Source organism: Streptomyces muensis (assembly GCF_021474425.1).
Classification (GTDB): Bacteria; Actinomycetota; Actinomycetes; order Streptomycetales; family Streptomycetaceae; genus Streptomyces; species Streptomyces muensis.
This window is the reverse complement of sequence record NZ_JAKEIP010000100.1, coordinates 19,076-28,659: the sequence shown is the minus strand read 5'-3', so window position 1 is coordinate 28,659 and position 9,584 is coordinate 19,076. Positions and strand designations below refer to the sequence as shown.

Genomic DNA, 9,584 nt, shown 5'->3' with positions numbered 1-9,584 from the left:
GGGGGGTGGCGGCGGAGCCGTGGGGCGGAGTTTCAGCCACGCCAGGAAGAAGAGGCCCAGGAGGAGCATGCCCAGCCCGGTCCAGAGGTTGATGTTGACGCCCTCGGCCTTGTCGATCGCGGCGTCGTCGTCCGTGAGCCCGACGATCGTGACGATGACGCCGTAGATCACGAAGAGCCCGCCGATGATCCGCCGGATGTCGAAGAGCCGCGCGGCCGTCTCGGACTTCCCCTCCAGCTCGGTGACCTCGCGCTGGACGTCCCTCTCGGAGTAGCCGGGGTGGTCGGGGTGGTCGGGGTGGTTGGAGCGGTCGGGGTGGTCGGAGTGGTCTGGCATGGTCTTTCAGCTCCCCTGTCAGAACGAGAACGAGAACGGGATGTAGCAGACGGCCGCCAGCACCACCGCGCCCCAACCCAGCAGCGCCGGCTTCCGGTACCACGCGTCGTCCCCCTCGGCCGGCGGCTCGGCCATGCCGGGCGAACGGGTGCCGTACACCAGCCCCTGGAGATCCTCCGTCGGCTTGGGCGCCGTGAAAAGGGAGACGGCCACCATGACGACCGCGCCGGCCACGAAGCCCGCGATGGCGGAGACGAAGTTCGCGCCCTGGTCGGAGGGGATCGAGATGATGTCCTGCTTGTAGAAGACGAAGTAGTTGATCATCGCTGCCGTCGTGCCTGCCAGGAGGCCCCAGAAGCCCGACTTCATCGAGGCCCGCCGCCAGAACATGCCGACGATGAAGACCACGAACATCGGCACGTTGAAGAAGGAGAACAGGGTCTGGAGGTAGCTCATGATGTTGGAGAAGGAGGAGGCGAGGAACGCCGTGCCGATCGAGGCGAGGACGCCGATGGCTGTGATCAGGCGGCCGAAGCGGACGTAGTAGGCGTCCTCCCGGTCCCGCACCACGTACTTCGCCCAGATGTCCGTGGTGAACACCGTGTTGAAGGACGACACGTTCGCCGCCATGCCCGCCATGAAGGCCGCCAGGAGCCCGGTCACCGCGATGCCGAGGACGCCGTTGGGGAGCAGGCCCTCCATGAGGTAGGGGATGGCGTCGTTGTACTGGTAGCCGGACTCGGCGGTGCCGAAGCCGGGGACCAGGGCGGCGGCCGCCAGGCCCGGGATCATCACCAGGAAGACGATGAAGATCTTCGGGAAGGCCGCGATGAGCGGGGTGCGCTGGGCGGCTGAGAGGTTCTTCGCGGAGAGGGCGCGCTGGACCTCGGCGAAGTTCGTCGTCCAGTAGCCGAAGGACAGCACGAAGCCCAGGCCCAGGACGATCGTCAGCCAGTTCGCGCCCAGCGGGTTCGCCTCGCCGATTCCCGTGCCGCCCCACGCGGTGACGAAGTCGTCGCCGTGGGACTTGGTCAGGGTGTCGGTGAGGCCGTCCCAGCCGCCGACCTTCTTCAGGGCCAGGATGGTGATCGGGATCAGGGCCGCGAGGATCACGAAGAACTGCAGGACCTCGTTGTAGATCGCCGAGGACAGGCCGCCGAGCGTGATGTAGGCCAGGACGAAGAACCCCGCCACGACGATCGCCACCCACTGGGGCCAGCCGAGCAGGGCTTCGACGACGATCGCCAGGGCGTAGAGGTTCACACCGGCGATCAGGATCGCGGCGAACGCGAACAGGATCGAGCTGAGCAGGTGGGCCGCCTTGTCGAAGCGCAGGAGGAGGAACTCCGGCACCGAGCGGACCTTGCTGCCGTAGTAGAAGGGCATCATCACCAGGCCCAGGAAGACCATGGCCGGGATGGCGCCGATCCAGTACCAGTGCACCGTGTAGGCGCCGTACTGCGCGCTGTTCGCCGCCATGCCGAGGATCTCGGTGGCGGCCAGGTTGGCGGAGATGAACGCCAGGCCCGTGACCCAGGCGGGCAGGGAGCGTCCGGAGAGGAAGAAGTCGAGGCTGGTCTTCACCGAGCGGCGGGCGGCGAAGCCGATGCCGAGGACGACGACGAAGTAGATGCCGAGCAGCGTGTAGTCGAGCCAGTTCGTGGGGAGCCGCAGCTCGGCGGCGAGGTAGGCGGGCGATTGTGTGGGGGTTTGCATAAGTACTCGCTTCGTTGCGCGAACCGATACAGCGCGGAACCTACGCCTCTGTGTTCAGTAATTGAACATCGCCGGTGGTGCTCTTTGTTTGATTGTGATGTTGACGCAGGTGGTGAGTTGTGTTTCTCTGTGTTTGGTTATGTTTGATGGAGGCTCGGAGGAGTCTCGGAAGATCTGAGTGGCTCGAATGGAGTCCGCCGTGAAGAAGACCTCGACCCAGCTGGCCGACGGTCGTGAGCTCGTCTACTACGACCTGCGTGACGACACCGTGCGGGACGCCGTCGACCGCCGTCCGCTGGACCGGACCGTCACGACGTCCGAGGTCCGACGGGACGAGTTGCTCGGCGACAGTGTCGCCATCGCCTCGCACCGGCAGGGGCGGACCTACCACCCGCCGGCCGACGAGTGCCCGCTGTGCCCCTCCGACGGGGAGCGGCTGAGCGAGATCCCGGACTCGTCGTACGACGTCGTCGTCTTCCAGAACCGTTTCCCCTCGCTCGCCGGTGACTCCGGGCGCTGCGAGGTCGTCTGCTTCACCTCCGACCACAACGCGTCCTTCGCCGACCTGACCGAGGAGCAGGCACGGCTCGTGCTCGACGCGTGGACCGACCGGACCTCCGAGCTGTCATCTCTGCCCTCCGTGGAGCAGGTCTTCTGCTTCGAGAACCGCGGTGCCGAGATCGGGGTGACCCTGGGGCATCCGCACGGGCAGATCTACGCCTACCCGTTCACCACGCCGCGCACCGCCCTGATGCTGCGCTCCCTCGCCGCGCACAAGGACGCCACCGGCGGGGAGAACCTCTTCGACGCCGTGCTGGAGCGTGAACTCGCCGACGAGCGGGTCGTCCTGGAGAGTGAACACTGGGTGGCCTTCGTGCCGTACGCCGCGCACTGGCCGTACGAGGTCCACCTGTACCCGAGGAACCGGGTGCCCGATCTGCTCGCGCTCGACGAGGAGGCGCGCTCAGAGTTTCCCAAGGTTTATCTGGAACTCTTGAGGCGCTTCGACCGGATCTTCGGGGAGGGTGAGCCTCCGACGCCGTACATCGCCGCCTGGCACCAGGCGCCGTTCGGGCAGCTGGAGGACTTCGAGGGGGTCGTGCGCGACGACTTCGCGCTCCACCTTGAGCTTTTCACCATTCGCCGCACTTCCGGCAAGCTGAAGTTTCTCGCGGGTTCCGAGTCCGGCATGAGTGTGTTCATCAACGACGTGCCGCCGGAGCGCGCGGCCGAGCGACTGCGAGAGGTAGCGAGTTCATGAGTGGGAAGTACCTGGTCACCGGTGGCGCCGGCTATGTGGGCAGCGTGGTCGCCCAGCATCTGCTTCAGGCGGGTGACGAGGTCGTCGTCCTCGACAACCTCTCCACCGGCTTCCGCGAGGGCGTGCCGGCCGGGGCTTCCTTCATCGAGGGCGACATCCGCGACGCCGCCAAGTGGCTCGACCCCTCCTTCGACGCCGTGCTGCACTTCGCCGCGTTCTCGCAGGTCGGCGAGTCGGTCGTGAAGCCCGAGAAGTACTGGGACAACAACGTCGGCGGCACCATGGCCCTGCTCGGCGCGATGCGCGAGGCGGGCGTGCGCAAGCTGGTCTTCTCGTCGACGGCGGCGACGTACGGGGAGCCCAAGGAGGTGCCGATCGCCGAGTCGGCGCCCACGCGGCCGACCAACCCGTACGGCGCCTCCAAGCTCGCCGTCGACCACATGATCACCGGCGAGGCGGCCGCCCACGGACTCGGCGCCGTCTCGCTGCGGTACTTCAACGTCGCCGGTGCCTACGGCGACTGCGGGGAGCGCCACGACCCCGAGTCGCACCTCATCCCGCTCGTCCTCCAGGTCGCCCAGGGCAGGCGCGACGCGATCTCCGTCTACGGCGACGACTACCCGACGCCCGACGGCACCTGCGTGCGCGACTACATCCACGTCGCCGACCTCGCCGAGGCCCACCTGCTCGCGCTGAAGGCCGCCCGGCCCGGCGAGCACCTCATCTGCAACCTCGGCAATGGCAACGGCTTCTCCGTCCGCCAGGTCATCGAGACCGTCCGCCAGGTCACCGGGCACCCGATCCCCGAGGTCGTGGCCCCGCGCCGCGGCGGCGACCCGGCCGTCCTGGTCGCCTCCGCCGACACCGCCCGCGAGCGGCTCGGCTGGAACCCGTCCCGCGCGGACCTCGCGGGGATCGTCGCCGACGCGTGGCAGTTCACGCAGCGGAACGGCAAGTAGAACGTACTGAAAGGTCAGGGTCAGGGGATGAGCGTCGACACGGCAGCCGCGGTCGCCGAGCGGTTCAAGGAGCTGTACGGGGCCGAGCCGGAAGGGGTGTGGGCCGCGCCGGGCCGGGTCAACCTGATCGGCGAGCACACCGACTACAACGACGGCTTCGTCATGCCGTTCGCGCTGCCGCACACCGCGGTCGCGGCGGTCTCGCGACGCGCGGACGGCGTGCTGCGCCTGCACTCGGCGGACGTCGGGGGCGGCGTGGTGGAACTGCGCGTCGACGCCCTCGAGCCCGAGACCGACCGGAACTGGACGGCGTACCCCTCGGGCGTGGTCTGGGCCCTGCGCGCGGCCGGCCACGCGGTGACCGGCGCCGACATCCACCTGTCCTCGACGGTCCCGGCAGGCGCCGGCCTGTCGTCGTCGGCGGCCCTGGAGGTCGTGGTCGCGCTCGCGCTGAACGACCTCTACGAACTCGGCCAGAAGGGCTGGCAGCTGGCCCGTCTGTGCCAGCGCGCCGAGAACATGTACGTCGGCGCCCCGGTCGGGATCATGGACCAGACGGCGTCCGCGTGCTGCGAGGCCGGCCACGCCCTGTTCCTCGACACCCGGGACCTCTCCCAGAAGCAGATCCCCTTCGACCTGGCCGCCGAGGGCCTGCGCCTGCTGGTCGTCGACACCCAGGTCAAGCACTCCCACAGCGAGGGCGAGTACGGCAAGCGCCGCGCGGGCTGTGAGAAGGGCGCCGCCCTGCTGGGCGTGGACGCGCTCAGGGACATCGCCTACGACGACCTGTCCTCGGCCCTGGACCGGCTCGGCGACGACGAGGAGGTGCGCCGCCTGGTGCGCCACGTCGTCACCGAGGACCAGCGCGTCGAGCGGGTCGTCGCCCTGCTGGAGTCCGGCGAGACCCGGGCGATCGGCCCGGTCCTGACCGAGGGCCATGCCTCCCTGCGGGACGACTTCCAGGTCTCCTGCCCCGAGCTGGACCTGGTCGTGGCGGCCGCCAACGAGGCCGGTGCCCTGGGCGCCCGCATGACCGGCGGCGGCTTCGGCGGCTCCGCGATCGTGCTGGCGGAGGCGACCGACGTCGAGACCGTCACCAAGGCGGTCGAAGAGGCCTTCGCCGCGGCCGGGTTCACGGCACCGAGGGTGTTCGAGGCGGTGCCGGCGGCGGGGGCGCGGCGGATCGGCTGACCCGAGGTCACCGCGTCGAACCCGGGGCATGCGGCCGGATGTTCCCGGCACGGGAGAACAGCAGCGGCAGCGAGCCGGTCCTCGGACGTGGCCGCCCGTGGTGCCCGGTCCTTCGGCGTGCCGCGAGCGGTGCGCCGACGAGGGTCAGGGCCAGGTGGGCGGTCAGGGGGCTCGCGGTTCCGTAGTGGGCGCGGAAGCGGGAGCGCAGGCGCTGGATCCGGGCGGCCAGGTCGGTGAGGGAGAAGGCGCGCAGGGTGGCGCCGGTGGTGATGCCCTCGGCCCGGTCGAGGGCGAGGTCGTGCAGGTCGTCGAGGAGCTGGAAGACATACCCCAGCTCGGTGAGCAGGGCGCGTTCCTCCGCCGGCATCCGGGGGCGGAGCAGGGAGAGCAGGGCGACCATGCCGAGGCCGCCCTTTCCTCTGGTGATCTCCAGGACCTCCGGCAGCGGGATACGCGGGTCGCGCTGGGCGCGGGAGCGCAGCTGGAAGGCGTGCAGTTCCCGCAGCAGGGGGTGGATCGGGTCGTCGGGCGGGTGGGGCAGCCGTACGGCGATGGCGTCGTGCAGGAGGAGCAGCAGTTCCTCCAGGCGGCTCTGCGGGCGGAAGGACCCGCCCGCGAACAGGGACGCCAGATCCCCGTCCAGGCCCGCGCGGTCGCCGTGGTCGACGAGATCGTCGTAGAGACGGGTGAACGAGCTGCCCAGGACGCTCAGTTCGGCGTCGAAGGGCACGCGGGCCATGGACGCGTATCCCCACAGGGCGAAGCCCACCTTCACGCCCGTGCTGAGCAGGGTCGCGTGGATCCGGCGCCGCTCCTCCTCGTCGGGCACCGTGCGTTCGACGAGCGGGAGCACCGCACGGTCGAACGCGGGCACCAGCTGCCGGGAGTCGACGCACAGGAACCGGACGAGCGAACCCCAGCCCCGCGCCGCGACCGCACACCGTAAGACCGCCACCGCATCACGTCGTGTGTCGCTCCTGGCCTCCCCCATGCCGTGAAGCCTTACCGTGGCCCGGCGCGCGTAGTCCATCCCGATGCGCGCCGTGCGCCCCTCGCGCGTCCAACAGGGGGTGACGTCGCGCGGCGTTCGGGTACGGTCTAAACGGGGGAACAACCGGTCCTGAATGGACGGTCGGATGTGGAGACTTCACCAGGAGCAGTCGAATCGTCAGGCCTGCCCGGCGGCCGTAGGGGCGCCGTGCCACGGCCCGACCTGCAAGTGCCGCTGTATCCGCCGGGTTCACGACCGGCGGCCGTGGTCAGAACACTGCTCGTACGGCTGCGCACGCCCCGCTTCGCCGAGGCGCAGCGCGCGACACGGCGGGGCTTCGCCCTGATCCTGGTGCTCTGGGCCGCCGCGCAGTTCGCGGTCGAACCCGGGGCGCGGCCGTACCTGAGGTGGACCGCCGCGGCACTGACGCTGTGGCTGCTGGCCCGCGTGTTCGCGCTGGGCAGGACCGAGAAGCGGCAGCTCCAGTACGAGCAGCGGTGGCTCGCGGGACAGACCGCGGCCCTGCGGGACACCTGGTTCGACGTGGTGCGCTGCACCGTGCGGCACCGCCGGGGACTGGGCCGGGAGCGCGGGCAGGACCGCTCGGGCGAGGCCGGCTACGACCTGGTGAACCCCGACGACGTCCGCGAACTCCTCGCCCGGCAGGCGGCGGAGCGGAAGTCGGGCCGGTCGGGCCGGTCGTCGAAGGTCACCGTCGAGTTCCGGTTCGCGCTGCCCGGCCGGCAGTACGAGGCGCTGGCGGTGGCGCACGCCGACCTCACCGACATCGAGCTGGTCGTCACCGCCCGGCATCTGCCCGCGGGCAAGGTCCGCTTCCCCACCGCCGCCTACCACGCCGAGACGCCCCCCGGACGGCAGGGCGGGTACTGGCCGAGCCGCACCACTTTCTGGGTCCTGGGCGCACCCCTGCTCTTCACGGCGTCGCCCGACGGGCTGCCCGCCGCACCGGCCGACTCCTCAGCCGGCGGCCGACTGATCGGCTGAGCCCAGCGGCGCCGGGGAGCCCGCCGGACGGGCCGCGGCCAGGTGGTGCTGGAGGCTCGCGTGCCGGAACTGGTAGTGCGCGCCCGTGGAGCGCAGCACGCCCAGCCGGTACGCGTCGTCGAGGAAGGTGACCAGATGCCAGGGCGTACGGCGGCGCCAGGCCAGCCACCACCGGGCCGTGTTGAAGTGGCCCCAGGCGCTGGTCGACAGCACCACCATGCCGAGCCCGGCCCCGGCGAGCAGCGCCCCGACCAGGGCGCCGACCACGCCCGTCGTCGCGGCGGACGCCGAGAACACCAGGTCGTAGCGCGCCCGGTGGATCCCGGCCGTGGCGAGGAAACCGCCCACGACCGCGCCCGCCAGGGAGCCGAACAGCCACGCGTACAGCACCGCGTCACGGTCGTCCCGCAGTGACCTCAGCGGGGTGATCGCGTGCTTCGGCTCGGTGGGGCGAGTGAAGCGGCGCGCGGTCGCGAAGACGACACCGAAGGCGAGCCCGGCCGCGATCCCGTACGTCACCGAGTACAGCAGCCCCGCGATCAGACCGCCGGTGACCAGCCCGATCAGGCCGAAGCCGAGGTCGAGCAGCAGGGGCCGCAGGACCAGACGCGGCTGCCGTGCGCTGCGGCGGGGCACGAATCGCCGGGGCGGCTCGGTGCGCAGCAGACCGAGGAGCGGGCTGAAGACGACGCCGACGCCCGCGCCGAAGAGGGCGCCGAACGCGGGCCGCCCGAAGAGACCGAACAGCAGCAGACCCAGGAGGCAGCAGCTCACCGTGCCGATCACCCCTGGGACCAGGACGAACGGGTACCGGGGCACCCCCGCCACCCCGCGCAGTTCCCACCAGCTCAGGTCGGCGGCACCGTGTTCGCCGTCGCGTCGCCGGGCGTCCAGCCGGGACGCGAGGAACCTGAGGTACCCGAGCGCCGCGGGCGCCGGCCAGTAGCGGGCGGGCCGGCCCGGGTTGCCGTCGTCGGCCCCGACGGGCGGCGACTCGAAGACGACGGGGACGAACATGTCGAGCAGATGCGCCTCGATCGCCTCGCTCGTACCGAAGCGGTCGGCGTCCAGCAGGTCACCGGGCGTGCTGTTCCGGGGCTGATAGGTGGCACGGGCCAGGAACAGCATCAGCGGCCGGGACAGAGCGGTGGCCAGCGGTCCCGTCGGATCGGTGCGCAGAATCCGCAGGACCGGTTCCCAGCGCTCCAGATCATCCGGGAAGTGCGACTCCAGATACGTGACGGTGTCCTCGGCGGCGACGGGCAGCAGCCGTACGACCCGGCTGTCCGGCAGCGGCTCCTCGGCCGTCGTCGCCCGGAACTCCTCGCTGCGGCAGGTCAGCACGGTGTCCGTCGGCAGGTGGGTGTTCTCCCGCAGGGCGCGCAGCACCTGGCCGCGCGCCTCGGGAGGCAGTTCGTCCAGGCCGTCCAGGAGCGGCAGCAGCCGGCGGTGGACGAGGAGTTCCCTGGCCGCGCCGCTGCCGTACTTCGTCGTGTCGCCGAGAAAGCCGTAGTCCTCGGTGAGCCGGCGGACGATCCAGTCCTGGAAGCTGGTCTCCGGGTCCCACGCGGACAGCTGGAGCAGCACGGGTATGCGTTCCAGATCGCCCCGGCGGCACAGCGCGAGGGTCAGGTCGACGCACAGGCCCGTCTTGCCGGAGCCCGCGTCACCGACGATGACCAGGCGGGAGGGGTGGGCGAGATAGTCGTCGATCAGGGCGTCGAGCGTGCCGTGCCGGGCCTGCGGGCCACCGGCCGAGGGGTCCGCGCCGGCGGTCGTACGGGAGTGGGGTTCACGGACGGTGTCCCACAGCACGGGGATGCGGTCCACCGCGAGATGCTGCTTGCGGCGGCCGGCCTCGGTGGTCCAGTGCCGCTCGATCGCGTGGTTCAACGCGGCCGCCGCGGCGCCGAGCCGTTCGCCCTCGCTGCGTTCGGCGTTCCACGCCCAGGTGCGCTGGACGAGGGATCTGGCCGGTGAGGCGATGAGCAGCGTCCCGCCGATCCCCAGGGCCGCCGTCACCGGCTCCAGTCCGAACCGGATCACCGCCCAGACGGCCACGGCGATCCCCGCCAGCCAGAGAGCCATGGTCCACCGCTCTCTGCTCGTCATGCAGTCATGAAAT

8 protein-coding genes are annotated in these 9,584 nt (G+C 70.8%); 4 read left to right on the top strand and 4 right to left on the bottom strand.

All coding sequences use genetic code 11. From position 1 onward, the window contains the following. Both L0P92_RS23090 and L0P92_RS23085 read right to left on the bottom strand, forming a co-directional pair. On the bottom strand, window positions 1–336 hold a 336-nt coding region (locus tag L0P92_RS23090; protein ID WP_234764740.1), incomplete at its 3' end, for a hypothetical protein. Between the two features lie 18 nt (window positions 337–354). After that, window positions 355–2,052, bottom strand: a complete 1,698-nt coding sequence (locus tag L0P92_RS23085; RefSeq protein ID WP_234764739.1) for a sodium:solute symporter family protein — start codon at window positions 2,050–2,052, stop codon at window positions 355–357. Window positions 2,053–2,251: 199 nt separating this feature from the next. Here L0P92_RS23085 and galT point away from each other — a divergent pair, with 199 nt between their 5' ends. From galT to galK, 3 genes are read left to right on the top strand one after another with little or no spacing between them, the layout of a single operon-like run. After that, complete coding sequence (gene galT / locus L0P92_RS23080) at window positions 2,252–3,313, top strand: galactose-1-phosphate uridylyltransferase (protein WP_234764738.1); 1,062 nt, start codon at window positions 2,252–2,254, stop codon at window positions 3,311–3,313. Further along, window positions 3,310–4,272, top strand: coding sequence for a UDP-glucose 4-epimerase GalE (galE, locus tag L0P92_RS23075; protein WP_234764737.1), 963 nt, complete (start codon window positions 3,310–3,312; stop codon window positions 4,270–4,272). The genes galT and galE overlap by 4 nt, the downstream gene beginning before the upstream one ends. Before the next feature lie 27 nt (window positions 4,273–4,299). Then, complete coding sequence (galK, locus tag L0P92_RS23070; protein WP_234764736.1) at window positions 4,300–5,463, top strand: galactokinase; 1,164 nt, start codon at window positions 4,300–4,302, stop codon at window positions 5,461–5,463. A gap of 7 nt (window positions 5,464–5,470) precedes the next feature. Here galK and L0P92_RS23065 read toward each other — a convergent pair whose 3' ends face one another. After that, window positions 5,471–6,418 carry a hypothetical protein gene (locus L0P92_RS23065; RefSeq protein WP_234764735.1) on the bottom strand — a complete coding sequence of 316 codons (948 nt, stop codon included), beginning with the start codon at window positions 6,416–6,418 and terminating at the stop codon, window positions 5,471–5,473. A gap of 300 nt (window positions 6,419–6,718) precedes the next feature. On the opposite strand from L0P92_RS23065, the gene L0P92_RS23060 reads away from it, so the two are divergent. Then, the gene (locus tag L0P92_RS23060) at window positions 6,719–7,459 is read left to right on the top strand and encodes a hypothetical protein (protein ID WP_234764734.1); all 741 of its coding nucleotides are present in this window, start codon (window positions 6,719–6,721) and stop codon (window positions 7,457–7,459) included. Here the strand turns inward: L0P92_RS23060 and L0P92_RS23055 are convergent. Continuing rightward, a complete protein-coding gene (locus L0P92_RS23055) occupies window positions 7,433–9,571 on the bottom strand; it encodes an NACHT domain-containing protein (protein WP_234764733.1) in 2,139 nt (712 codons plus the stop codon). The genes L0P92_RS23060 and L0P92_RS23055 overlap by 27 nt on opposite strands. Window positions 9,572–9,584 lie beyond the last annotated feature (13 nt).